At 62.6% G+C, this 22,712-nt stretch carries 22 protein-coding genes; 15 read left to right on the top strand and 7 right to left on the bottom strand.

What is annotated here, in order from left to right:
• Positions 1-99: 99 nt before the first annotated feature.
• From O4H53_RS02215 to O4H53_RS02200, 4 genes are all read left to right on the top strand, one after another.
• Complete coding sequence (locus tag O4H53_RS02215) at positions 100-345, top strand: hypothetical protein (RefSeq protein WP_331284213.1); 246 nt, start codon at positions 100-102, stop codon at positions 343-345.
• Between the two features lie 218 nt (positions 346-563).
• Positions 564-1,034: a phosphate acyltransferase gene (locus tag O4H53_RS02210; RefSeq protein ID WP_269361052.1), complete on the top strand. Its 471-nt coding sequence runs from the start codon at positions 564-566 to the stop codon at positions 1,032-1,034.
• Positions 1,013-1,285: a phosphate acyltransferase gene (locus tag O4H53_RS02205; protein ID WP_269361050.1), complete on the top strand. Its 273-nt coding sequence runs from the start codon at positions 1,013-1,015 to the stop codon at positions 1,283-1,285. The genes O4H53_RS02210 and O4H53_RS02205 overlap by 22 nt, the downstream gene beginning before the upstream one ends.
• Before the next feature lie 74 nt (positions 1,286-1,359).
• Positions 1,360-1,653 (top strand): GlcG/HbpS family heme-binding protein, encoded by a 294-nt coding sequence (locus O4H53_RS02200; RefSeq protein WP_331284212.1) that lies wholly within the window; start codon positions 1,360-1,362, stop codon positions 1,651-1,653.
• Positions 1,654-1,670: 17 nt separating this feature from the next.
• On the opposite strand, the gene O4H53_RS02195 is transcribed toward O4H53_RS02200, so the two are convergent.
• From O4H53_RS02195 to O4H53_RS02170, 6 genes are all read right to left on the bottom strand, one after another.
• On the bottom strand, positions 1,671-2,417 hold the full coding sequence (locus O4H53_RS02195) for an SDR family NAD(P)-dependent oxidoreductase (protein WP_269361049.1): 747 nt from the start codon (positions 2,415-2,417) through the stop codon (positions 1,671-1,673).
• A 28-nt stretch (positions 2,418-2,445) separates the two neighbouring features.
• Complete coding sequence (locus O4H53_RS02190) at positions 2,446-4,068, bottom strand: ABC transporter ATP-binding protein (protein WP_269361047.1); 1,623 nt, start codon at positions 4,066-4,068, stop codon at positions 2,446-2,448.
• The gene (locus O4H53_RS02185) at positions 4,065-4,904 is read right to left on the bottom strand and encodes an ABC transporter permease (protein WP_269361045.1); all 840 of its coding nucleotides are present in this window, start codon (positions 4,902-4,904) and stop codon (positions 4,065-4,067) included. Before O4H53_RS02185 ends, O4H53_RS02190 begins: the two co-directional genes overlap by 4 nt.
• Positions 4,901-5,872 carry an ABC transporter permease gene (locus O4H53_RS02180; RefSeq protein ID WP_269361044.1) on the bottom strand — a complete coding sequence of 324 codons (972 nt, stop codon included), beginning with the start codon at positions 5,870-5,872 and terminating at the stop codon, positions 4,901-4,903. Before O4H53_RS02180 ends, O4H53_RS02185 begins: the two co-directional genes overlap by 4 nt.
• A 71-nt stretch (positions 5,873-5,943) precedes the next feature.
• Positions 5,944-7,509 (bottom strand): ABC transporter substrate-binding protein, encoded by a 1,566-nt coding sequence (locus tag O4H53_RS02175; RefSeq protein WP_269361043.1) that lies wholly within the window; start codon positions 7,507-7,509, stop codon positions 5,944-5,946.
• Positions 7,510-7,622: 113 nt separating this feature from the next.
• Complete coding sequence (locus O4H53_RS02170) at positions 7,623-8,318, bottom strand: GntR family transcriptional regulator (RefSeq protein WP_269361042.1); 696 nt, start codon at positions 8,316-8,318, stop codon at positions 7,623-7,625.
• Positions 8,319-8,427: 109 nt separating this feature from the next.
• Between O4H53_RS02170 and O4H53_RS02165 the strand changes: the two genes are divergently transcribed.
• The 6 genes from O4H53_RS02165 to O4H53_RS02140 are packed head-to-tail and all read left to right on the top strand — an operon-like array spanning position 8,428 to position 15,006.
• On the top strand, positions 8,428-9,456 hold the full coding sequence (locus O4H53_RS02165) for a histone deacetylase family protein (protein WP_269361040.1): 1,029 nt from the start codon (positions 8,428-8,430) through the stop codon (positions 9,454-9,456).
• Entirely contained in the window at positions 9,453-11,015 is a 1,563-nt protein-coding gene (locus O4H53_RS02160; protein WP_269361038.1) for an acetolactate synthase large subunit, read from the top strand. The genes O4H53_RS02165 and O4H53_RS02160 overlap by 4 nt, the downstream gene beginning before the upstream one ends.
• Positions 11,012-12,301 carry an ArgE/DapE family deacylase gene (locus tag O4H53_RS02155; protein ID WP_269361036.1) on the top strand — a complete coding sequence of 430 codons (1,290 nt, stop codon included), beginning with the start codon at positions 11,012-11,014 and terminating at the stop codon, positions 12,299-12,301. Before O4H53_RS02160 ends, O4H53_RS02155 begins: the two co-directional genes overlap by 4 nt.
• Positions 12,301-13,386 carry a phosphotransferase gene (locus O4H53_RS02150; protein WP_269361034.1) on the top strand — a complete coding sequence of 362 codons (1,086 nt, stop codon included), beginning with the start codon at positions 12,301-12,303 and terminating at the stop codon, positions 13,384-13,386. The genes O4H53_RS02155 and O4H53_RS02150 overlap by 1 nt, the downstream gene beginning before the upstream one ends.
• Positions 13,383-14,693 carry an aspartate aminotransferase family protein gene (locus O4H53_RS02145; protein ID WP_269361033.1) on the top strand — a complete coding sequence of 437 codons (1,311 nt, stop codon included), beginning with the start codon at positions 13,383-13,385 and terminating at the stop codon, positions 14,691-14,693. Before O4H53_RS02150 ends, O4H53_RS02145 begins: the two co-directional genes overlap by 4 nt.
• A 25-nt stretch (positions 14,694-14,718) precedes the next feature.
• Positions 14,719-15,006, top strand: a complete 288-nt coding sequence (locus O4H53_RS02140; protein WP_269361031.1) for a cupin domain-containing protein — start codon at positions 14,719-14,721, stop codon at positions 15,004-15,006.
• 103 nt (positions 15,007-15,109) lie between these two features.
• Here O4H53_RS02140 and O4H53_RS02135 read toward each other — a convergent pair whose 3' ends face one another.
• A complete protein-coding gene (locus tag O4H53_RS02135; protein ID WP_269361019.1) occupies positions 15,110-17,497 on the bottom strand; it encodes a molybdopterin-dependent oxidoreductase in 2,388 nt (795 codons plus the stop codon).
• A gap of 275 nt (positions 17,498-17,772) precedes the next feature.
• On the opposite strand from O4H53_RS02135, the gene O4H53_RS02130 reads away from it, so the two are divergent.
• Genes O4H53_RS02130 through O4H53_RS02110 form a run of 5 tightly spaced genes read left to right on the top strand, consistent with a single transcriptional unit; the run spans position 17,773 to position 22,695 of the window.
• Positions 17,773-18,777: a 2-hydroxyacid dehydrogenase gene (locus O4H53_RS02130; protein ID WP_269361017.1), complete on the top strand. Its 1,005-nt coding sequence runs from the start codon at positions 17,773-17,775 to the stop codon at positions 18,775-18,777.
• A 4-nt stretch (positions 18,778-18,781) separates the two neighbouring features.
• Positions 18,782-19,459 (top strand): class II aldolase/adducin family protein, encoded by a 678-nt coding sequence (locus O4H53_RS02125; protein ID WP_269361015.1) that lies wholly within the window; start codon positions 18,782-18,784, stop codon positions 19,457-19,459.
• An 8-nt stretch (positions 19,460-19,467) separates the two neighbouring features.
• Complete coding sequence (locus O4H53_RS02120; protein ID WP_269361013.1) at positions 19,468-20,979, top strand: FGGY family carbohydrate kinase; 1,512 nt, start codon at positions 19,468-19,470, stop codon at positions 20,977-20,979.
• Between the two features lie 55 nt (positions 20,980-21,034).
• Positions 21,035-21,208 (top strand): hypothetical protein, encoded by a 174-nt coding sequence (locus tag O4H53_RS02115; RefSeq protein WP_269361012.1) that lies wholly within the window; start codon positions 21,035-21,037, stop codon positions 21,206-21,208.
• The gene (locus O4H53_RS02110; RefSeq protein WP_269361011.1) at positions 21,205-22,695 is read left to right on the top strand and encodes an FAD-binding oxidoreductase; all 1,491 of its coding nucleotides are present in this window, start codon (positions 21,205-21,207) and stop codon (positions 22,693-22,695) included. The genes O4H53_RS02115 and O4H53_RS02110 overlap by 4 nt, the downstream gene beginning before the upstream one ends.
• Positions 22,696-22,712: the final 17 nt, after the last annotated feature.

Genomic DNA, 22,712 nt, shown 5'->3' with positions numbered 1-22,712 from the left:
AATGGTGTGCGATATCGTGGTATCTTCCAGAAATCACGTAATGAACATGTGCTGAAATGGTGAAGAAAATGCGACAGCCGTGGCGGGGATTTTGATACCATGCTCTGGCCGCTGCAGTATTCACTGCACTACATGGGTTTTTCGGTTTTGCCGCCGTTCATTTCCTTTGGCGTCCAGGGGCACGGCTATTGCTATGAAGGTGCGGACAGCTTGAAGAAGCGCCTGGCACAGAACCTCGATGAATGGCGGTGTCATCTTGGCGACATCGGAAGGGCCGAACCACTGGTGTTTCCCGGATGGAGTGACTGGGATGAGGATGGACGTGCGCTTGACCTAAAAGGTTGAAAGGATCAGTCCCAATCAGGAAGCATTGGATCGACATTGACGATAAACATTCATCTCTTTGGTGCTGGCTGGGTGAAAGCGGGCCAGAGCGTTCATCCGCCTGATAAACCACGGGCGAAGTCACGGACATGAGACCTCGCCCGATCAGCACATCTGTCCACGCCGCGACAGGGTCAGAAACGTTCGGTCAGCTGCGACTTTTCAACATATGGTCCGCAATGCCCATCAGGTCAGTCGCCTGGCAATCCCAGTCACCCGACGACACGGCTCTGCTCGACCGTCGCATGCGCCCCGCTATCCTGACAGAAGCGGGGCAGATCCTCTTGCTGGCGGTGACGGATGGTCTGGATCAGTTCGGTCGCGCCATTGATCAGACCAATGCGATGCAGGCAGCACAGAAAAATGTTGTCACGGTGGGCTGCGCGATCTGTACCGGAACCTATTGGCTGGACAATGTATCGTTGCGCGCCGTGCAGGGACTGCCAGTAGAGGGGATACACACGCCGATTCTTGTGGGGCGTCCCGATGTGATCGCGCAGCGGCAGGACCAGATGGATTTGCAGATCTTTGCGGGCCGCGATTTTGAGATTGTGAATCCGGAACAGGATCCGCGTTACGACGACTATTGGCGCAGCTATCACGACCTGATCTTGAATACGAAGGCGAGATGCACACGGAACTGGGGCTGAACACCGAGTTGCGCGCGCGCCTGTTGCCGAACAACCGGCTGACGGGGCGGGCGAAGGTGCTGATCTATGGCAGCACGGACGCCGCCGGTGCCGCGCGCGATCTGCTGAAGGGGGTTGCCGAGGGCCATGAGGTCGGGCCGATCCTGATGGGCATGGGCAACCGCGCCCATATCGTGACCCCCGAGGTTACGCAGCGCGGGCTGATCAATATCGCCACGCTCGCCAGCACAGATTTCACAAGCTACGGATAAAGCCATGAACCTTGACCTTGCAAATCGAATGATCTCGACCGCGTTGGAGTCGTCGCAAACGAGGAGCCAAGCCAATGACTGTTGCTGTCATTGACGCGGGCCGCCACCTTGTTGCGCTCCAGCGCGAAGACGGCACCTGCAATTTGAGGGCTGAAATTGCTCAGGGCAAAGCGACGGGCGCAATTGCAATGGGATTGGGGTCACGCGCGCTTTATGAACTTGCGCAGGAACAGCCTTATTTCAATCAGGCCGAGACGACACTGCAAAATGGTGACCTGATAGCGGTGCCCGGTGGTGTCTTGATCCGTGAGCAGGGTAGAATAATCGCTGCGATCAATGCTGTCGGGTTAGAAGCCGATGCCGGTTGAGTTTGGCGGCGGCGCCATCACACATGTTGCCCGCCGTTCACTTCGATCTCGACCCCGGTGACGTAGGAGCTTTGATCGGAGCACAGGAAATAGATCGCATCGGCGACTTCCATGGGCTGGCCGAGGCGGCGCATCGGCAGGGTCGCGATGATCTTGTCGGTTCCTTCGCTGAGGATGCTGGTGTCGACCTCTCCCGGGGCGATGGCGTTGACGCGCACGCCCAGGGGGCCGAAATCATGCGCCATCTCGCGGGTGAGGGCGGCAAGGGCCGCCTTGGATGTGGCATAGGCGGCCCCGGCGAAGGGATGCACCCGCGCACCGGCGATCGAGGTCACGTTGACCACCGATCCCTTGCCGCGCGACAGCTCGTCCTGCAGCCCGCGGGCCAGTACGACGGAGGCGAAGAAGTTGACGTGAAACACCTCGCCCCAGACCCGCAGGTCGGTGTCCAGCGTGCTGAGGCGTTCGCCCTCCGGCCCCTTGGGCGAGATGCCCGCGTTGTTGACCAGCGCGTGCAGCGCGTTGCCGTCGAGCAGGCTGCGGATATGTTCCACCGCTTCCATGATCTGGCTGGGGTGGCTCAGGTCCACCTGCACGTGATCGCGCGCGCCCCCCGGCCAGGGGCATTGCGGCGAGAAAGGCTGCCGGGAACAGCTGATCACGCGCCAGCCTTCGCTGGCGAATTTCTTGACGGTGGCGTGGCCGATGCCGCGGCTGGCGCCGGTCAGCAGAAGGGTCTTCTTCTCCGGGGCGTTGTCGGCCATGGATTGTCCAATCTAAGGGGCAGGGGGATTATTCCACTGCGGTCAAGGCACGTTCGTAGTCCTGCCCCGGGATCGCGTCCAGCAGGCTTTGCGTATAGGCGGTGTCGGGATCGTGCAGCACCTTGGCGGTCGGGCCGACCTCGACGATCTTGCCTTTCTGCATGACGATGATCCGGTCGCAGATCCGCGCGGCCACCCGCAGGTCGTGGGTGATGAACAGCATCGACAGGTTCAGCCGCGTCTTGAGATCCGCCAGCAGGTCGAGCACCTGCGCCTGGATGGACACATCGAGCGCTGACACGGCCTCGTCCGCGATGATGATCGACGGGTCAAGCGCCAGCGCGCGGGCGATGCCGATGCGCTGGCGCTGTCCGCCTGAAAACTCATGCGGGAAGCGGTCCATCGCTGAGGCGTCGAGGCCGACAAGTTCCAGCAGGTTGCGGGCCTTGTCCATCGCCTCGGCCCTTGGCGTGTCGTAGGCGATCAGCCCCTCGGTCAGGATGCGCGACACGCGGGCGCGGGGGTTGAGGGACGAAAACGGATCCTGGAAGATCATCTGCATCTTGCGGCGTTTGTCACGCAGCTCGGTGCCCGACATCGGCGCGATATCCGCCCCGTCGATCAGAACGCGGCCCTTGTCCGGTTCGACCAGCCGCACGATGCAGCGCCCGACGGTGGATTTGCCCGAACCGCTTTCCCCGACGATGCCGATGGTCTCGCCCGCGAATAGGTCGAAGGTCACATCCTGTACTGCCCGGACCACGCGGGGTTTCTTGAAAAAGGAGCCGGAGCCGGTGGTATAGGTCTTGCTCAGGCCCTCGACCCGCATGACCGGGGTGCCAGGGGTCTTGTCGCCCTCGGTGTGGCGGGTCAGGCGCGGGATCGCGTCGATCAGGGCGCGGGTGTAGGGGTGCCTTGGATGCAGCAGAACCTCGTCCGCCGTTCCGGTTTCGACGATTTCGCCGGTCTGCATGACAATGACGCGGTCGGCAATGTCGGCAACGACGCCAAAGTCGTGGGTGATGAAGATGACGGCCATGCCGCGCGACTGGCGCAGGTCTTCGATCAGCTTGAGGATCTGCGCCTGCGTGGTCACGTCAAGCGCGGTTGTGGGCTCGTCCGCGATCAGGATATCAGGCTCTAACGCGAGGGCCATGGCGATCATCACGCGCTGGCGCTGGCCGCCGGACAGCTGGAAGGGATAGGCGCGGATCGCCGCCTCCGGGTCGGGGATGCCGACCTCCTCCAGCAGTTCCAGCGCGCGGGACCGGCGTTGGGAGGGGGTCAGTTCGCCATGCGCCTCGAAGACTTCCGAAATCTGGGCACCGACGCGCATCAACGGGTTCAGCGCGCTCAGCGGTTCCTGGAAGATCATCGCGAAGCGTTTGCCGCGCAGGGCCATCATTTTCGATTCCGGCAGGCCGAGGATTTCCTGCCCGTCGAAGGTGATCGTGCCGCCGGTGGCCCTCACGCCCTGCGGCAGCAGGCCCATCACTGCATTGGCGGACATGGATTTTCCCGAGCCGCTTTCGCCGACGATGCACAGGATTTCTCCCGCTGCGAGATCGAAGTCGATGGCCCTGGCGGCGAACGGACGGTCGGCGCCTTCAGGCAGGGCGATGTCCAGATTGCGGATGCTGAGCAGGCTCATTCGGATTTCCTCGTCAGGCGCGGATTGAGCGCGTCGTTCAGGCCCTCACCGATCAGGTTCAGCGCAAGCACGGTCAGCAGGATCGCCATGCCCGGCAGGAAGGACAGCCACCAGGCGGTGCGGATCACGGTGCGCGCGGCCCCGATCATATAACCCCAGGACATGATGTTCGGATCGCCGAGGCCGAGGAAGGACAGCGAGCTTTCCAGCAGGATCGCCTGTGCCACCATGAGCGAGGCCAGCACGATGATCGAGGGCAGGGCGTTGGGCAGGACGTGACGCAGGATGATCTGCGTGTTGCCGAGGCCTTGCAGGGTGGCCGCCTCAACAAATTCGCGGGTGCGCAGGCTCAGCACTTCGCCGCGCACGAGGCGGGCGACCGGTGGCCATGAAACGATGGCGATGGCGATGATCACGTAGGTCAGGCTGGGTTGGAAGATCGCCAGCAGCACGATGGCGAGCGCAAAGCTGGGGATGGTCTGGAAGAATTCGGTAAAGCGCATGAGGATGTCGTCGGTGCGGCCCACGAAATAGCCCGCCAGGGCGCCCACAGGCACGCCGATGGCAAGTGCAACGATGGTGGAGACGAGGCCGACCAGCAGGCTCACGTAGGCACCATGCGCCAGCCCCGACAGCACGTCGCGCCCCAGCGCATCGGTGCCGAGCCACAGCGCATCGTCGCTGAAGGGTGGCAGGAACGGGCGCTGCACCATCTTCCACGGGCTTTGCGGGAACAGGAAGGGGGCGGCGATGGCCGTGACAATGACAAGGGCGAGGATCACCAGCCCGATTACCGCGCCACGGTTGTAGCGGAAGCGTTTCCAGAAATCCTTCATTTGGTCAGCCTTATACGCGGGTCAACGATGACATAGACGACATCGGTGATGAGGTTGAACAGCAGCACCATGGCCCCCGAGATATAGAACACGCCAAGGATCACGGCATAGTCGCGCTGGCTGATCGCTTCGAACATCAGGCGGCCGATGCCGGGCCAGGCAAAGACCGTCTCGGTCAGGATCGCGCCGCCAAAGATCTGACCTGCCTGCAGACCCGCCAGGGTGATGACGGGCAGCAGCGCGTTGCGCAGGATGTGCCGCCGCTGGATCACGCTGCGCCTGAGGCCCTTGGCACGCGCCGTCTTAACGAAATCGAGACGGCTGACCTCCAGCATCGAAGAGCGGGTCATGCGCATGTAGATCGCGGTAAAGAACAGGCCCAGCGTGGTCGCGGGCAGGATCAGGTGCTTGGCAACGTCGAGGGCATGGGCCAGACCGGTATGGCCCGCGCCGATGGTCGAGTAGCCGAAACCGGGCAGCCAGCCGAGCCAGACGGAGAACACGAGGGACGCCATCAGCGCGACCCAGAACAGCGGCGTGGCATAGAACAGCAGAGCCAGCGTGGAGATGATCGTGTCGCCCCAGGAACCCTGACGGGCGGAGGCGGCGACACCGGCGATCACGCCCAGCACCAGCGACAGCACAAAGGCGACGCCGGTCAGCAGCAGGGTAGCGGGCAGGCGGCTGGCAATGAGATCGGCAACCGGCATCTGCTGGCGATAGGAAAATCCGAGGTCCAGCATCACGGCGCCTTTCAGATAGGTCCAGAGCTGGATGTAGAGAGGCTGATCAAGGCCGAAGCGAATGCGCAGATCGGCGAGAAACTTCTCGTCCGCCGCACCGGCCTCGCCTGCCATGACGGCGGCGGGGTCGCCGGGGGCGGCATGGATCAGCAGGAAATTGAAGACCAGGATGGCCAGCAGGATGAAAACCGCCTTGACCAGCCTGCCCAGAATGAAACGTATCACGCAGTTCGCCCCGTCAGATAATGGGTGGGGTCCGGGCCGATGAGGCGGCCCGGACCGTCAGGCTAGTGCCCTCAGTTCTTGTCGATCCACACGTCGCGGAAGCCGTCGTTCACACCAAGCGCGGAATTGACCGGGTTCTTGATGTTGCAGCGGTAGATCGTGGGGAAGCCCAGCTCCAGCAGCCACAGGTTCGGTACGTCGGAGACGATCTGATCCTGGATCTTCTTGTAGGCCGCCATGCGGTCGTCCGGGTTGGCCATCAGCGCCGCCTCGTCGAACATCTTGTCCGTCTCGGGGTTCTGATAGTTTGACACGTTGTTCCAGGGCGAACCCGGCTCGGCGTTGGTGGACATGTATGTCCGCGACACGCCAAGGGCCGGATCGCCGTATTGGTAGAGGTAGGTGAACGCCAGATCGAAGTCGCGGTCTGCGACCTTCTGGTTCCAGCCCGCCACGTCCGAGGGCACCAGTTCGACGGTCATGCCGATCTCGGTCAGGTTCTGCTTGACCGCTTCGGCCCAACGCTGCCAGGTCTCGCCGTAGGGCAGGCCCAGCAGGCGGATGGTTTCACCGTTGTAGCTGGAGTCTTCCAGAAGCGCCTTGGCCTTCTCGGGGTCATAGCCGATGTCAGGTGTATCCCCGGCGTAAAAGCGGGTGGAGGAGGAGAGCGGGCCGGTTGCGACCTTGCCCAGCCCGTTCCACAGCGCGTCCTTCGCAAAGTTGCGATCCAGCGCGTGCATCATGGCCTGACGGACTTTCACGTCGTCCAGCGGCTTGTTGTTCATGTTGATCCAGATCCACGACAGCGGGCCGAAGTATTCCCAGCCCTGGTCGGTGATGCAGGTGTTTTCCAGCTCGCGGATGCGCGGCACGTCGAAGTTTTCGACCGAACCGCCGGGCAGCACGTCGACCTTGCCGGTCTCGTAGGCCACCGCGCGCGAGGCGGCATCGGGGATCACGTGGTAATAGACCTCATCGACATAGGGTTTGCCCTCCATGTAGTAATCGCCGTTCTTGACGAGGTGGATGTAGCTGCCCTTGACCCATTCATCGAACTTGAACGGGCCGGTGCCGATTGGCGTGTTGTTGGCCGGGTTGTTCACGAAATCCGTGCCTTCGTAGATGTGCTTGGGGATCATCGGCGCGGTGCCCTGTTCGAAGATCCCGATGAAGGGGCCGAAGGGTTCCTTGAGGTTGAACACGACCGTCAGATCGTCGGGCGTGTCGATGCTTTCGACCCGGTCCATGTAGGTACGGGTGCGCGGGTTCGTTTCGCGCAGGAACACGTCCATGGTGAATTTCACATCCTCGGAGGTGAAGGGCTCCCCGTCGTGGAAGGTCACGCCGTCGCGCAGCTTGAAGGTATAGGTCTTGCCGTCCTCCGAGATTTCCCAGGATTCGGCCAGCTGCCCTTCAGGCTTGAGGTCGAAGTCATAGCGCAGCAGGCTTTCGTAGATGTCGCCCGCGACCATCTGGGTTGGGCCGTTCTGCACGATGCCCAGCATCAGCCCCGGCGGTTCCGGCTGGATGACGACGTTCAGCGTGCCGCCCGCCTGCGGCTCCCCGTCCTGCGCGGCCAGCGGCCCCGCAAGCGCCAGGGCCGCGATCGCGGCGATGATCTTGAATGGTCTTAGCATAGTTTCTTTCCCCGTCTGTTGATGTCCATTGGGACTGTTTATGCAGTTCAAGCGTGAACCGTTCTTCGTTGATGTGCCACCCCAGCTTCTGGGAAGTGGCACATCCAGGCGCGTCATTTTTGTTCAAGCGTCTGGATATACCGGGTAATTCCATTTCTTGGTTTTTCGATATCCGCCTGCATCGCAGCGCGGGCCGCAGCGGAATCATGGGTTTCGCAGGCGGCGATGATCTGATGATGCTGCTCGACCATGTCATTGTGGGTCTTGGCGTAATAGCCCGAGATCAGTGGCCCGGTACGCAGCCACAGGCGGCTCAGCACGCCCAGAAGGATCGGCATGCCCGCGATTTCCGCAAGGGCGAAGTGGAACTTCTGATTCATTTCGATCGCCAGCGGCCATTTGCCGGCGGCAGATGCCTCTTCGTTACGCAACACGATGCGTTTGAGCATGGCAACGTCCTTGTCCTGTGCGACTGCGGCGGCACCGGCGGCGGCAAGGCCTTCAAGCTCTGTCCGGATGGCGGTGATCTCAAGATAGGCGGCGGTCGTCAGCACAGGAACGCGCAGGTCTCGCATGCTGCGCTGTTCCAGCGCGTTGTCCTGCAACAGCCGCTGCACCGCGTCACGTACCGGCGTCGAGCTGGTCCCGAGCGAGTCGGCCAGACCCCGTATCGTCAGCTTCTGATTCGGCTGCAGCTTGCCCCGGATCAGGTCCTGCGAGACCCGTCCATATATGGCATGACCCAGCGAATCCTTGTTCAGTTCTTTCATCTCACCCCTGTTGGCGGTGGTGCTATTTTGATGCATCATGCATCAAAATTGTTGATGCGGCAAATCTTAACTGCAATAGTCTGCCCAACCGCCCGGCGGCGGAGCGGGCGATGCCCGAAATTTGCACAACAAGCGGAAGGTCCCCCGGATGAAAGTCTATTTCGACGCGCGACAACTGGGCCACGCGCCGCAGGTCTACTTCAGGCGGGGCGCTGCCATGCCGCATCAGGAGCAGCCCCAGCGGGCCGAGATCCTGCGCGACATGCTGCTGTCGGAAGGGTTCGAGATTTCAGCGCCGGGCGATCATGGGGTCGGCCCGATCAAGGCGGTGCACAATCCCGGCTACGTCGATTTCCTGCCCGATGCCTATGACCGCTTTGTCGAAAGCGCAGGGGCGGAAGCGCTGGCGATCCCTACGATGCATCCCGGTGTCCGCCGCGGGAAGGAGCCGCGCGACATCCACGGCCAGCTGGGATGGTGGATGACCGACACCTCCACGCCGCTGACGCCGGGCAGCTGGGATGCGGCCTATTGGTCGGCGCAATCCGCGGTGGAAGCAGCAGAGGCGGTGTTGTCGGGCGAAAGGGCGGCCTATGCGCTGTGCCGGCCGCCGGGGCACCACGCAATGCGCGATTGTTCCAATGGCTTTTGTTTCTTCAACAACGCCTGCATCGCGGCGCATCACATGACGTCAAAGTACCGCAAGGTCGCGCTGATCGACGTGGATGTGCACACCGGCAACGGATCGCTCGATATTCTGTACGAACGGGGCGACATCTTCTTTTGCTCGCTGCATCCCGATCCCGCCACCTATCCTACCTTCTTCCTTGGTCACGCCGATGAAACAGGTGAAGGCGCGGGGGCGGGCACAAAGCTGAACCTGCTGCTGGAGCAGGGGGCGAGCCAGGATGACGTGCTGGCCACGCTCGACAAGGGCATCGCGGCGGCGCGTGCCTTCGGGGCGGAGGCGCTGGTGGTCTCGCTCGGCTTCGACATGGCGGCGGATGATCCCCTGGCGGCGGTCGCGGTCTATCCCGACGGTTTCGCCACCATGGCGCGCAAGCTGGCAGACATGGGCCTTCCGACAGTGCTGGTACAGGAGGGCGGATACCTTGGCCCGTCGCTTGCCGACAACGGGCGTGCGTTTCTGACAACCTTCCGCAAGGCGATCCAATGAAAGACCATCCCGTGATGATGAACGGCGCCGAAAGCGTCGTGCGCAGCCTGCATGATGCGGGTGTCGATGTGTGTTTCGCCAATCCCGGCACCTCCGAGATGCAGTTCGTCGATGCGCTGGACCGGACCAAGCTGATGCGCTGCGTGCTGGGGCTGTTCGAAGGCGTCGTGACCGGGGCCGCCGATGGCTATGCGCGGATGGCGGGCAAGCCTGCGGTAACATTGCTGCACCTCGCCCCCGGATTTGCCAACGCGGCGGCCAATCTGCACAACGCGCGCAAGGCGCGGGTGCCGATGGTGAACCTCGTGGGCGATCACGCACTGCGCCACCAGCAATACGACGCGCCGCTGTCTGCGGATGTGGAAGGCGCCTGCGCGCCGTTTTCGGATTGGGTCCGGTCGGGCAAGGATGCGGGCAGCTTCGCTGCCGACGCGATGGAGGCGCTGCGCATCGCCAGGGGCAAGCCGGGCCGCATCGCAACCCTGATCGCACCCGCCGATATCGGCTGGGACGCGGGCGGCGTGATGGCGTCTGAGCTGCCGTCTGACGGTCCGGTCGCGCTGGATGCCCAGGCGCTCGACAGGGCCGTTGTGGCGCTGGAGCAGGGCGCAGGCACGGTGATGATCGTGGGCGACGGGGTGCTGGAGGATGTCGGCGCGCTTGCCCTGTTGCAGGGGATCGCGGACAAGACCGGGGCGAAGATCCTCGCGCCGACCTCGAACCGGCGGATGGAGCGCGGGCAGGGGCGGTTCCCGGTCGCCAAGATCCCCTATCCGATCAACGACGCCATCGCGAGCCTCGCGCCGTTCAGTCACGCAATCCTGATCGACGCCAAGCCGCCGGTGGCGTTCTTTGCCTATCCCGGCAAACCGAGCATGTTGCTGCCCGAAGACTGCGAAATGGTGACGCTTGCCGGGTTGGATGGTGACGGGCCTCTGGCGATTGCGGCGCTGGCCGACCGGGTCGGGGCATCGGCGGCGCAAGCGCCCAATGTCACCATGCCGGACCGGCCCGCGGCGGGCGCGATCACGATGCAGAACATCGCGGTGGCCATTTCCCGGGCGCTGCCCGAGGATGCAATCGTTGTGGATGAAGCGGTCAGCTGGGGCGGTGCGCTCTACGCGGCGGGCGACGCGGCGCGGCCGAATTCCTGGCTGTCTCTGACAGGCGGCTCCATCGGCATTGGCATCCCTCTGTCGGCAGGGGCAGCCATCGCGCAGCCTGACCGGCCCGTGATCACTTTGCAGGCCGACGGATCGGCGATGTACACGCTGCAAGGGCTGTGGACGCAGGCGCGGGAGGGGTCGAACGTGACGACGATCATCCTCGCCAACCAGGCCTATGAGATCCTGAAAGGCGAATTGCACAATGTCGGCGCACAGCCGGGCGAGGACGCGCTGAGCATGCTGAATCTTGACCGTCCGGCGCTGGATTTCGTGTCGATTGCCAAGGGAATGGGTGTACCGGGTCGCCGGATCGAGGATGTGCGCGACCTGATCCAAGCCATCGAGGACGCGGCCAAGGAGCCGGGGCCGTTTCTGATAGAGGCGCTGCTATGACGATTTCCCCCGAATTGCGCGAGCGCATCCTGCAATCCGTTTCCGAGGGCTTCGACGATCAGGTGGCCTTCACGCGGCAGTTGGTACAGATACCGTCGCTGCGTGGCCGGGAACATGCAATTCAGGACCTGCTGTTCCGAGCGTTGCGCGAGCGGGGCATGACCGTTGACCGTTTCGCCATGGACCGCGCGGCAATCGAGGCGCATCCGGGCGGGTCGAAATTCTCGGACGATCATTCCGATGCGCCCATCGTTGTCGGCATTCATCGCCCGACCACGGAAACGGGCCGGTCGCTGATCCTGCAGTCGCATCTTGATGTGGTGCCCGAAGGGCTGGCGGAGATGTGGCGCGATCCGCCGTTCTCGGGCAAGGTTGAAGGCGACTGGATGTACGGGCGCGGCGCGGCCGACATGAAAGCGGGCGCGGCGGCGAACCTCTTTGCGCTCGACGCGCTGCGGCGGATCGGGCTGCAACCGGCGGCGACTGTCTATGTGCAGTCGGTGGTCGAGGAGGAATCGACCGGCAACGGCGCCCTGCAGACCTGGCTGGAGGGCTACACCGCCGATGCCGTGCTGATCCCGGAGCCGGAGGACGAAAAGCTGGTGCGCGCCAACACCGGCGTGATCTGGTTCCAGGTCAAGCTGCGCGGTGTTCCGGTGCATGTGCGCGAAATGGGTGAGGGAGCCAATGCCATCGACGCCGCCTACCGCGTGATCGCGGCGCTGCGCGAGATCGAGGCGGACTGGAACGCCGCCAAGGGCGCACATGCGCATTTCGAGGACGAGGCGCATCCGATCAACCTCAACATCGGCAAGATCGAGGGCGGCGACTGGGCCTCCTCGGTGCCGAGCTGGTGCACGATAGACTGCCGTGTCTCGATCTATCCGGGGCAGGGCGCGGAAGAGATGGCGCGCGAGATCACCGACCGGATCGCGGCCTTCGCCAAGGCCGACAGTTTCCTGTCGAACGATCCGCCCGTGGTCGCATTCAACGGCTTTTACGCCGAGGGTTACGTGCTGGAGCCGGGATCGGAAGCCGAGGGCGTTCTGGCTAGGGCGCATGAGGCGGCAATCGGCGTGCCGCTGCAAAGTTTCATGACGGCAGGGTATCTCGATACGCGGGTCTATGCGATCTACAACAAGATCCCGGCGCTTTGTTACGGGCCGATTTCGCGCAACATTCACGGGATCGACGAATGCGTGAGCCTGCCGTCGGTCAAGCGGATCACGCAGGCGATGGCGTTGTTCATCGCCGAATGGTGCGGTGTCGAGCAGGTTGAGGGCTGATGCACAAAGCCGCCGCCTTGCCGCAGTCCGGTCTGTCAGACGCCGCAGGTCGCGCCGACCTGTTGTCTCATGACGCGCCGGCGGTCAGCGCCGATCTGGCGGCGGAACTGGCGCGAAACCTCTACGGGGTCGACGGGCAGGTGCACCGGCTGACAGCCGAGAAGGACGCGAATTATCGGGTGACGATGGCGTCGGGCGAACAGGCGCTGCTCAAGATCAGCAACGCCGCCGAAGACCGGGCCGTGACCGATATGCAGACCGCCGCGCTGATGCATATCGCGGCGGTCGATCCGTCCTTGCCGGTGCCGCAGGTGCGCTGGTCGCTGAACGGGGAGGCCTCGGAGCTTGTCAGCCTGTCGTCCGGTCAGACCCATGTGGTGCGGTTGCTGAGCTATCTGGACGGCACGGTGCTGAGCGCTGCAACCGGCGGCGGTGCCCTGCACCGCGAAATCGGCACGCTGCTGGGACGGCTTGCGCTGGCCCTGCGCGGGTTTTCGCACCCGGCGGCGGGACATGTGCTGCAATGGGACATCCAGCAGGCCCACCGCCTGCGCCCGATGCTGGAGGCGGTGGCCGACCCCGCTCTGCGCGCCCGCCTGACAGCGCTGATCGACCTGTTCGAGGCGGACATCCAGCCGCGTCTTACGTCGTTGCGGGCGCAGGTCGGGCATAACGATTTCAACCCGCACAACCTGCTGGTGGACAGCGCAGAGGCGACGCGGCTGACGGGGATCATCGACTTTGGCGACATGGTGCTGACGCCGGTGGTCTGCGATCTTGCCGTGGCCTGTTCCTACCAGATCGCCGATACCGACCGCCCGTTGGACGATGTGGCGCGGCTGATCGCGGGGTTTACCGAGGTCTTGCCGCTGGAGGATGAGGAATTCGCGCTGCTGCCCGATCTCATACGCCTGCGCCACGCGACCAGCCTGACCATCGGCGCCTGGCGCGCGCGGCGGTATCCCGACAACGCCGCCTATATCCTGCGCAACACGGCCGTATCGCTGCGCGGGCTGAACGCACTGGACAGGATCGGCACGGAGGGGGCACTGGCGGCCCTGTCGCGCAAGGAGAACATGAGATGACCATGGTCAACGCCTTTGACAGCAGCCGCTCAGGCGGGCTCGACTCCGAGGATGCCGCACTGATCGCGCGCCGCGAAAGGGTCATGGGCCCGGCGTACCGCCTGTTCTACCAGGAGCCGCTGCATCTGGTGCGGGGCGAGGGCGTGTGGCTGTGGGACAAGTCGGGCAAGCGCTATCTCGATTGCTACAACAACGTCGCCTCCGTCGGGCATTGTCATCCGAAGGTGGTGCAGGCCGTTACGGCGCAGATGAGCGTGCTGAACACCCACACCCGCTATCTGCACGACGGGGTAGTGGCCTATGCCGAACGGCTGCTGGCGACGATGCCTGACGCGTTGGGGCATGTGATGTTCACCTGCACCGGGTCCGAGGCGAACGATCTGGCGCTGCGCATCACCCGGTCGCATCTGCGGCGGCAGGGGGTGATCGTGACCAAACTGGCATACCACGGCCTGACCGAGGCGGTGTCGGAGCTGTCGCCTTCGCTGGGTGATTTTGTACCACGGGGTGACCGGGTGCGGCTGATCCCGGCGCCGAACGCCCTGACAGTGCCACCTGCAGAACAGGGGGCGCGGCTGGCCGCTGATCTGGGCGAGGCCATCGCGGCGATGCGACGCGACGGGATCGAACCGGCGGCCTTCATCGTCGATACCGTGTTTTCCAGCGACGGGCTTTATCCCGATCCTGCGGGTTTCCTGAAACCCGCGGTGGATCTGATCCGCGCAGAGGGCGGCATATTCATCGCAGACGAGGTGCAGCCGGGGTTTGGGCGCACGGGTGAAGCGTTCTGGGGTTTCCAGCGACACGGGCTGGTGCCGGACATGGTCACGATGGGCAAGCCGATGGGCAACGGTTTCCCGCTGTCGGGTGTCGCCATGCGGCCCGGGCTGGTGGCCGAGTTCGGCAGCAAGGCGCGCTATTTCAACACCTTCGGCGGCAACCCGGTCGCCGCCGCCGCCGGCATGGCGGTGCTGGATGTGATCGAAGGCGATGGGCTGCAGGACAACGCGCTTGAGGTCGGTGCCTTCCTGAAGGACGGTCTGCGCGACATTGCGGGACATGTGCCGGGAATCGTCGATGTCCGGGGCGCAGGTCTGTTCCTGGCCGTCGAGATCGAGAAGCACGGCGCGCCGGATGCGGACCGCGCGGCCTTTGTCGTCAACCACCTGCGGCAGAACGGCGTGCTGATCAGCGCGACGGGGCCGGGGGCCAATGTCCTCAAGATCCGCCCGCCACTGGTGCTGCAACGGGCGGAGGCGCAGATGTTCCTCGACGCTGTCGCCGCAGCCTTTGCGGCGGGCGCCTGACACGGAAACCATGAAGGAGAATTCAATGTCGAAACCACAGGCAAAGGCGGTACCGCTGGTCGAGGACGACCGGGTGCGCGTTACCCGGTTCGAATTCGAACCGGGGGCGGAGACGGGGTGGCATACCCATGAATACGATTATGTCATCACCGCCGTGACGGATTGCACGTTGGAGCTGGAAGACCCGGGTGGAGAGGTCCGTCAGGTGACGGTGAAATCCGGCGAGGCCTATCGGCGCGACAAGGGCGTGAAGCACAATGTGGTGAACGGCGGGGCATCCCCGATGGCGTTTATCGAGGTCGAACTGAAATAGGCCTTGCTCGCGCGTATGTGTCCCTAACTTGCTGCTTAGGGTCACTTTGCCCCGGACATGCCCTGGCAGAGATTGCCCGGCTCAACGTAAGGAGGCAAAGCGCCTATAAATCCAGGGGCACACCTCTCGGGTCGATGATTGCAGCATGAAGCTGGTCTTCTGTTCCATCCTCTCGCGGCAGGATCTCCTTGTGGGGCACCACCGCTGGAACAGGTCCTTCGATACGGGAGACCGAAACCAGCGCGGTCTGACCCGAGCAACCCTGGCTGAAAGGGGAGGCGCCCCTGTCCGAGGTCACAGCATTGGGATTGCCGTTCAGGCACACCAGCCCATGACCCTCCAGATGCCTTGGTGCATACCACGCGCCGGTCGACAGCTGGATCACACCAGAAGCGACCCCCGGATCTGGAGAGGCAACCGCGAGCGTCGCGCCCCTGTCGTTCCAGATCTTGACGACGTCGCCTTGTGCAATTCCTAAACGGTCAGCGTCCCTGTCATTGAGGCGCGCGACTTCGCGACCGTCCACCTTGTGCGACATGCTGGTGGGCCCGAAATCGAGCTGGCTGTGCAACTTGCCGATCGGTTGATTGGCAATGAGTTGAAACGGACGGGCCTCAGCGCCCGTACCGCCAAGCCATTCCCTGGGTTCGATCCATGCAGGATGGCCTGGAAGGCCGGATGCGGCGACTTTTTCGGAATAAAGTTCAATCAGGCCGCTGTCCGTGGTCAAAGCATTGGTTTCGGAATTGCGATGGAATGCTTCCATCATGCCGGGGGTTTTCGAGACAGGCAGCTTGAGCGGGCCGCCGGTCATGAAATCCGCGAAGCTCGGGGGGTTCTCGCCCCGGTTTTTCATCGCGCGTTCGGTTTTTGCATAGATGTGTTCAAGCCAGCCACGGCTGCTGCGTCCTTCGGTGAACATGTCCAGGCAACCAAGTCGTTGTGCAAGCGCACAAAAAATATCGTAGTCGTCCCTTGCTTCGCCGAAGGGGGCAGTCAGCCTTTCCATCGGAACCAGATAGGGATCGCCTGCGCTGGCGCCGATGTCTTCACGTTCGGCGGTAATTGTCGCCGGAAAGATGATGTCGGCATGTGCGGTGGTCGCCGTTCCCACGCTTTCGTGCAGTATGATCGTATCGGGCCGCGCGAAGGCTTCGGACAGTTTTGCCAGGTCCTGGTGATGGTGAAACGGGTTTCCACCGGCCCAGTAGACCAGATTAATCTCTGCGTAACGTCGCTCTTCTCCGCGATAAGTATAGGTCGTCCCCGGATTCAAGAGCAGGTCGGAAATACGGGATACGGGAATGAAGTCGCCTGACCGGTTGCGCCCTTGCGGGAGCGTCGGAACCGGAACCGCAAGCGGGGGTTTGCCATGATTGCCCATGGAGCCAAGGGCATATGTGAACCCCGCCCCTTGCTGATCGGCGCGGCCAAGCATCGCCGAGAGGGCAAGCGCCATCCAGACCGGTTGTTCGCCGTTCTCTGCGCGTTGCAATCCGTATGCGACGGTTATCAGTGTGCGCTTGCCTGCCGCCTCGTCTGCCAGGTGACGGATTTCACCGGCCGTTACACCGCAGATGCCTTCGGCCCATTCGGGTGATTTGACGATGTCGTCTGCCCTGCCTTCCAGATAATCGCGCAGGACGTCCCAGCCAGAGGTATAGCGTGCAAGATATGCTTCATCGGCCTGCCCGGTGACGTGCAGGTGATGGGCCATGCCCAGCATCAAGGCTGTATCTGTTCCGGGCCTCGGGCGGATGCGGGTTGCGTTCCCGGCAGCAGAAAAATCGTCGTCCAGCGGGCTGACGGATACGAATTGGCAGCCGCGTGCCAGCCCCTGTTGGATCGAGTCGCGTGCAATGTGTTGGCTTGAACCGCCAGGACTGACCGACAGGTTGCGCAGCGGCAACCCGCCAAAGGCTATGACCAGCTCGGTGCGATCGCGGATGTGCTCCCACCAGTTGCCTTCGCGCGTGATCCGGGTGGCGTTTCCGACGACCGTGTCCAGTATGACCGACCCGGCGGCAGTGGAATAGGTGTCGACGGATGCAACATATCCGCCGAACGCCGTGTTGAGAAACCTGTGGACCTGGCTTTGGGCATGGTGAAATCGCCCGGCCGAAGACCAGCCATAGGAGCCACCAAACACATGCTTGCCTGGCACCTCGCCCCGGGGTTTTTGGCCTGCGGTGCCGCCACCCAGCCTGGAGAGTTCTGCCGCTGCAAGATCGAGTGCGGCGTCCCATTCCATCTCTACATAGGTGTCGCGGCCGCGGCGGTCATCGGGGCCGGGGCCGTCGTTCAGCCAGCCTTTTCGGACCAGCGGCTTCGAGAGGCGCGATGGATGCGCCAGCGCGGATGGGATGTTCCTCAGGATCGGGGAGGGGTCGGGATCATCCTTGAATGGCTGAACGACAAGTGCGTCACCGTCGAAATTGGCGGTGAATGCGCCCCAATGGCTGCTGTGACTCTTGGGTGTTGCTTTGTTCACGGTGACCTTCCCTTGATTTTCGCCTGCCCTGGGGCCGCTTGTCACAGGTTGACAAAAATCGGATTGACAGTCGAATGTCAATATTTATACAAGTTGTAGCACTTGAGTTGTAAATATTAGTTGTCAGATGTTCACCAAGGTCCCGAGGTGGAGCGGGCCCGGTGCGCAGTTGTGCAGCTTGGGAAAGTGTTCGGGCGCAAGCGCCCGCCAAGGAGGAAGCTGTAAAGATGGCGGGGGAAGCCCAACCAAGAATCGGGATCATCGGCGACGGGTTCATGAACCCTGGATTTTTTCGCAAGGCGTTGGAGGCGCAGCCGGGTCTGCGTAAGGCAAGCTTCAAGGAGCTTGAGCTGGGCTGGCCGATTTCGGTGACCTCGACAAAAAAGGATCCGGACCTGCCGATTGGCGAATTTGTCGGGCGGCCCGAAGATTATTTTGACTTCATTTCCGACCTGGATGTTCTGGTGACCCATCTTGCGCCCGTCACGGCGGACAGCCTTGATCATGCACCTGATCTGAAAGTGATCGGGGTGTCGCGGGGCGGACCGGTCAACATCGACAGCGCTGCCGCTGCCAGGCGTGGTGTCGTTGTCGTCAATGCGCCGGGGCGCAATGCATCGGCCGTCGCCGAATTCACGATTGCCTCTCTTCTTGCAGAGACGCGCAACCTTGTTCGCGGGCACATGAATGTGCTGGGCGGGGCGTTCAAACGCGAGTTCTACCACATTGATCACGTCGGTCCGGAGCTGTGCGAACTGACGCTCGGCATCATCGGTTATGGCGATATCGGGATGCGTGTCGCGCGTCTTGCGGCGGTGTTCGGGTGCCGGATCATCGTGTCCGATCCGTTCAAGGAACTGACCGAGGAAGATCGCGCCCTCGGGATCGAGAAGGTCGCGCTTGATGCGCTTATATCGACAGCTGATGTGGTGACCCTGCACCCAAGGGTGACCCCCGAAACGCGGGGCATGATCGACCGCTCCCGCATCGAAAGCATGAAAAAGGGGGCTTATATCGTCAACACCACCCGTGGTGAGGTGCTGGATTACGATGCCCTCTATGACGCCTTGAAGTCCGGGCATCTTTCCGGTGCGGCGCTGGATACGTTCAACCCCGAACCGCCCCCTGCCGACTGGCCGCTACTGAAGCTGCCGAATGTTACGCTGTCGCCCCATATCGCCGGCGCCTCGCGCTATAGCGTGGTGAAGGCCGCCAACATGATCGCCGAAGACGTCGCACGCTTCTTCGACGGCGAACCCCCCCTCTATCAAGTGAGATAAGACATTGGATAAACAAGAGCTTGCTCTGCGAACCGAGCTGATCGAAGCCTGCCGGGCCATGAACGGGCTGGGTATCAACAAGGGCACCGCCGGAAACATCTCGGTGCGTTTTGGTGACGGTTTCCTGATTTCGCCGACGGGTATTCCATACGACAAACTGTTGCCAGAGCATGTGGTCTACATGAACTGGGACGCGGGATTTGACGGTGATGTGCGCCCGTCCAGCGAGTGGCGGTTTCATCGGGATATCTTGCAGGCGCGCGAAGATCTGAATGCGGTTGTGCATACGCATTCCACCAATGCAACTTCAGTGTCGATCCTGAACAGGGATATTCCGGCGGTTCACTATGCAATCGCAGCGGCGGGCGGGCCTTCGATCCGTTGTGCGCCTTACGAGATCTTCGGCTCGCAGGAGCTGGCGGACAGAATCATCATCGCGCTGGAGGGCCGCCGGGCCTGTCTTCTTGCGCATCACGGCGTGATTGCCGCGCATGTTTCCATTGGCCGCGCCCTGTCTCTGGCGGTCACGGTCGAGGAATTGGCGACGCACTACCTGAATTGTCTTCCGATGGGCGAGCCTCCGGTCCTGACGGATGAACAGATCGCCGATGTTGTCGAGAAGTTCAAAACCTATGGCCAACAATCCGCGGCAACGGAAAAGTCGCTGAAGGCGGCAGAGTGACCTGAATTATGGAATCCGATCTGGTCCTCTGCCTCGATTCCGGCACCACAAGCGTCAAGGCGGCGATCTATGATCGTCACGGCAAGATGCTTGCGCGTTCTGAGGTCGAAAATTCCGCTCTTGAGCGGTCGGGCGACCGGGTAGAGCAGGACATGGCCCGCTCTGTCGCGGACGCGGAGAGAGCCATTCGGGCCTGCACCGGGCAGGTAGCGGCGAAACCGTCGGTTCTGGCGTTGACAGCACAGGGGGATGGGCTCTGGCCGATCGGTGCTGACATGTTGCCAGCCGGGAAAGCCCTGACCTGGCTGGACGGGCGGGTTCGACCGATGCTTGCTGCGATGGAGGCAGAACTGGATGCGATCGAGGCAATCACCTCCGCCCGACCCACAGCGGCATCCCAAACCGTGCAGCTTCTGTGGCTTCAGCAGAACGAGCCGGAGCGGTTTGCCACCATCAGATATGCCTTGCGGTTGAAGGAGTGGCTTTTCCTTGCGATGACCGGCGTCCTGCGGGCAGAACCGAGCGGCCTGTTGCCTGCGTGGGGTGACTGGCGCATTGGCCAACCGTCGGGCGAAATTGCCGAGATTCTCGGCCTTGAAAAAGGCATCGGGGTTCTGCCTGAAATCGGGGCGGGTGCGGACTGCGTTGCCGGTCTGTCAAGAGATGCCGCCGCGCGGTTGGGGTTGCCGGACGGCATGCCAGTCGTTCTTGGGCCGGGAGATGTGCAATCAAGCCTGATCGGGCTTGGCGTGGGGCCGGGCCTGTCGCGGTCCCGGGGTTCGATCTTTGGAACAAGTGCAATCCACGGCGGGTACTTTGAATCCATCGATGACGTGAGCGAAAAACTGTCCGGCGCGATGGTGCAGCTTTCTGCCACCGGGCAGGGGTTTGTCTGTTTTCACCCCAGTTTCAATGGCGGCACGACCTTCCGTCATGTGCGCGACCTGTTGAAGGGCGAACTGCCCGAAAACTATGGCCCTGCATATTCCTCGCTTGTCCTGCATCCGTTCTTTGAGCCGGGTGGCGAACGGGCACCGATAACCCATCCCCATGCCTCGGCTGCATTGTTCGGGATGAGCTCGGCGACCCGCTCTGACGAGCTTGGCTGGGCAGCGCGGGAGGCCTTGGCGTTTCTGACCAGGATGAGCCACGCCGATCTGGGACTGGACGAAGGGCAGGTTGTGGCCGTGGGAGGTGGCGTCGCGCGTGACGACGTCTTCATGCAATTGCTCGCCTCGGTGCTGGAGCGGCCGGTGCGCCCGCAAAAAGGGGGCGATACAGCTTTGCGGGGGCTTGCTGCGGTCGCGATGGGCATCCTTGAGGCGGGCGGAGCAAAGGGCAGGGTGGTCGACGCTTACCTTTCGCCGGCCGACGGCGAGGTTGCGCCAGAGGAAGGCGCGGTCCGCGAGTACCTGGGGCTGAAATTCGAGTTGTTTGAGCGCTTGTTGAAGGACAACGCGCGCCATTGGGGCGCGCTGGACGAGGTGGGGGAGGCCGCACGAAAGCTGAGGGGGAGCTAGCAGTACGGTGCTGCAACAGGGCGCCGAAAACAGACGGCTGCCAAGGGAGGAATAAATGAAGGTCACAAAGGCCGGAGTTTCCAGCGTTTCCGTCGATCTTTCGGCGGATTGCCTGCGCACGACCACCGGGGCGGCACCAAAACGCATTGGTATACCGGAAGATCTGAAACGCGATACAGACCGCGCCACTGAGGCGAAGGCCGCGCCATGGGCCGGGGGTGCCGCATGATCGCCATCAGCGATCATAAAACCGGCACGCGCGCCCCGGTTGCGCAGCAGGATGACCTGTTGCAGAAACTCGGGGCGATCTGTGGCCAGAGCAACCTGTTGACGGGCCGTCAAACCAGCAGCTACGCGCGTGACTGGCGTGGTCAGTACCCTTCGCACCCTCTGGCTGTCGTGCGGCCCGGCACGACGCAGGAGGTGTCTTCGATCCTGAGCCTGGCGAATGAGCACGGATGCCCGGTTGTGCCACTCGGTGGTAACACCGGATTGGTGGGAGGCACGCAGACCGACGGCGGGTTGATGGTGTCGCTGGAGCGGATGAAACGGATCCGGGCCATCGATCCCGCGGGGCGCACTGCCTCGGTCGATGCAGGCGTCATCGTCGAAGAAGTGAATTGCGCGGTTGAGCGGTTTGGCCTGCGCTTTCCCCTGGCTTTCGGTGCCGATGGTTCGGCGATGATCGGCGGGGCGCTTTCGACAAATGCAGGCGGGGCGAATGTGCTGGCCTTTGGCATGGCACGTGCGCTCTGCCTGGGGCTGGAAGTGGTTCTGCCCGACGGTCGCATTCTGGACGACATGGTTGCGCTGCGAAAAAACAACACAGGATACGACCTCAAGCACCTTTTCATCGGGGCGGAGGGCACGCTTGGCCTGATCACGGGCGCTGTGCTGACCTTGACCGACCTTCCGACGACATATGCAACGGCGTTGATCGGCGTGAACGCCCTTGATGACGGTTTGAAGGCGCTTGGCCGGTTGCGCCGGGCCTGCGGCAGCCAGCTCGAAGCATTCGAAGTCATGCCCGAAAGCTATCTTAAGCGATTGCTGGGCAGCCAAGAGGCGCCGAACTTCCCGTTCCCGGAGGTGCCCGGCGCGGCAATTCTTGTGGAACTTGCATCCTCATCGCCAATTGATTGCACGCCAAATGACAAGGGCGAAACACCATTGATTGAACGTCTGGCCACGGAGCTGGGCGATTGCATCGGGACGGGCGTCGTGACCGATGCGGTCATTGCACATAACGCCCAACAGCGTGCGGCGCTCTGGCGTCTTCGCGATACCGCGCCGGAACTGACAAAAGGCCTTACCCCGGTCGTCGCGGCGGATGTTTCCGTTCCGCTGGATCTGATTGGTGAATTCGAGCCAAGCCTCCAACAAAGCATCAGGTCCATGGACCCCGATGCGTTGTTCTGGACTGTCGGACATCTGGGTGACGGCAATCTGCACATTGTTGTTTGTACCGGCGACAAATCCCCCGAACACATGGCCCGCGTTCGCAACGTGATCGACGAAACGACCATGCGCTTTCAAGGCGCCTTTTCCGCCGAACACGGTGTCGGAATTCAAAAGCTTGAGAGCATGTCCGCCTTCAAATCACCCGTGGCTCTGGATCTGATGCGGGGCATCAAGGCGGTTTTCGACCCGAAGGGGATCATGAACCCAGGCAAGGTACTGCCGGATCGTTTGCCCGGCACAATGCACGAAAAGTAAGAAAACACAGACAGTTA

This window comes from Sulfitobacter sp. G21635-S1, from assembly GCF_027213915.1.
In the GTDB taxonomy this organism is placed as follows: Bacteria; Pseudomonadota; Alphaproteobacteria; order Rhodobacterales; family Rhodobacteraceae; genus Sulfitobacter.
Note: the sequence above shows the minus strand (reverse complement) of the source record. Positions and strands in the feature narration are given on the sequence as shown.

Bases quoted from the DNA above. Each gene is read 5' to 3' on its own strand.
- O4H53_RS02215 (WP_331284213.1), top strand. From the start codon at position 100: ATGCTCTGGCCGCTGCAGTATTCACTGCACTACATGGGTTTTTCGGTT.
- O4H53_RS02210 (WP_269361052.1), top strand. From the start codon at position 564: ATGCCCATCAGGTCAGTCGCCTGGCAATCCCAGTCACCCGACGACACG.
- O4H53_RS02205 (WP_269361050.1), top strand. From the start codon at position 1,013: ATGCACACGGAACTGGGGCTGAACACCGAGTTGCGCGCGCGCCTGTTG.
- O4H53_RS02200 (WP_331284212.1), top strand. From the start codon at position 1,360: ATGACTGTTGCTGTCATTGACGCGGGCCGCCACCTTGTTGCGCTCCAG.
- O4H53_RS02195 (WP_269361049.1), bottom strand. From the start codon at position 2,417: ATGGCCGACAACGCCCCGGAGAAGAAGACCCTTCTGCTGACCGGCGCC.
- O4H53_RS02190 (WP_269361047.1), bottom strand. From the start codon at position 4,068: ATGAGCCTGCTCAGCATCCGCAATCTGGACATCGCCCTGCCTGAAGGC.
- O4H53_RS02185 (WP_269361045.1), bottom strand. From the start codon at position 4,904: ATGAAGGATTTCTGGAAACGCTTCCGCTACAACCGTGGCGCGGTAATC.
- O4H53_RS02175 (WP_269361043.1), bottom strand. From the start codon at position 7,509: ATGCTAAGACCATTCAAGATCATCGCCGCGATCGCGGCCCTGGCGCTT.
- O4H53_RS02170 (WP_269361042.1), bottom strand. From the start codon at position 8,318: ATGATGCATCAAAATAGCACCACCGCCAACAGGGGTGAGATGAAAGAA.
- O4H53_RS02165 (WP_269361040.1), top strand. From the start codon at position 8,428: ATGAAAGTCTATTTCGACGCGCGACAACTGGGCCACGCGCCGCAGGTC.
- O4H53_RS02160 (WP_269361038.1), top strand. From the start codon at position 9,453: ATGAAAGACCATCCCGTGATGATGAACGGCGCCGAAAGCGTCGTGCGC.
- O4H53_RS02155 (WP_269361036.1), top strand. From the start codon at position 11,012: ATGACGATTTCCCCCGAATTGCGCGAGCGCATCCTGCAATCCGTTTCC.
- O4H53_RS02150 (WP_269361034.1), top strand. From the start codon at position 12,301: ATGCACAAAGCCGCCGCCTTGCCGCAGTCCGGTCTGTCAGACGCCGCA.
- O4H53_RS02145 (WP_269361033.1), top strand. From the start codon at position 13,383: ATGACCATGGTCAACGCCTTTGACAGCAGCCGCTCAGGCGGGCTCGAC.
- O4H53_RS02140 (WP_269361031.1), top strand. From the start codon at position 14,719: ATGTCGAAACCACAGGCAAAGGCGGTACCGCTGGTCGAGGACGACCGG.
- O4H53_RS02130 (WP_269361017.1), top strand. From the start codon at position 17,773: ATGAACCCTGGATTTTTTCGCAAGGCGTTGGAGGCGCAGCCGGGTCTG.
- O4H53_RS02120 (WP_269361013.1), top strand. From the start codon at position 19,468: ATGGAATCCGATCTGGTCCTCTGCCTCGATTCCGGCACCACAAGCGTC.
- O4H53_RS02115 (WP_269361012.1), top strand. From the start codon at position 21,035: ATGAAGGTCACAAAGGCCGGAGTTTCCAGCGTTTCCGTCGATCTTTCG.
- O4H53_RS02110 (WP_269361011.1), top strand. From the start codon at position 21,205: ATGATCGCCATCAGCGATCATAAAACCGGCACGCGCGCCCCGGTTGCG.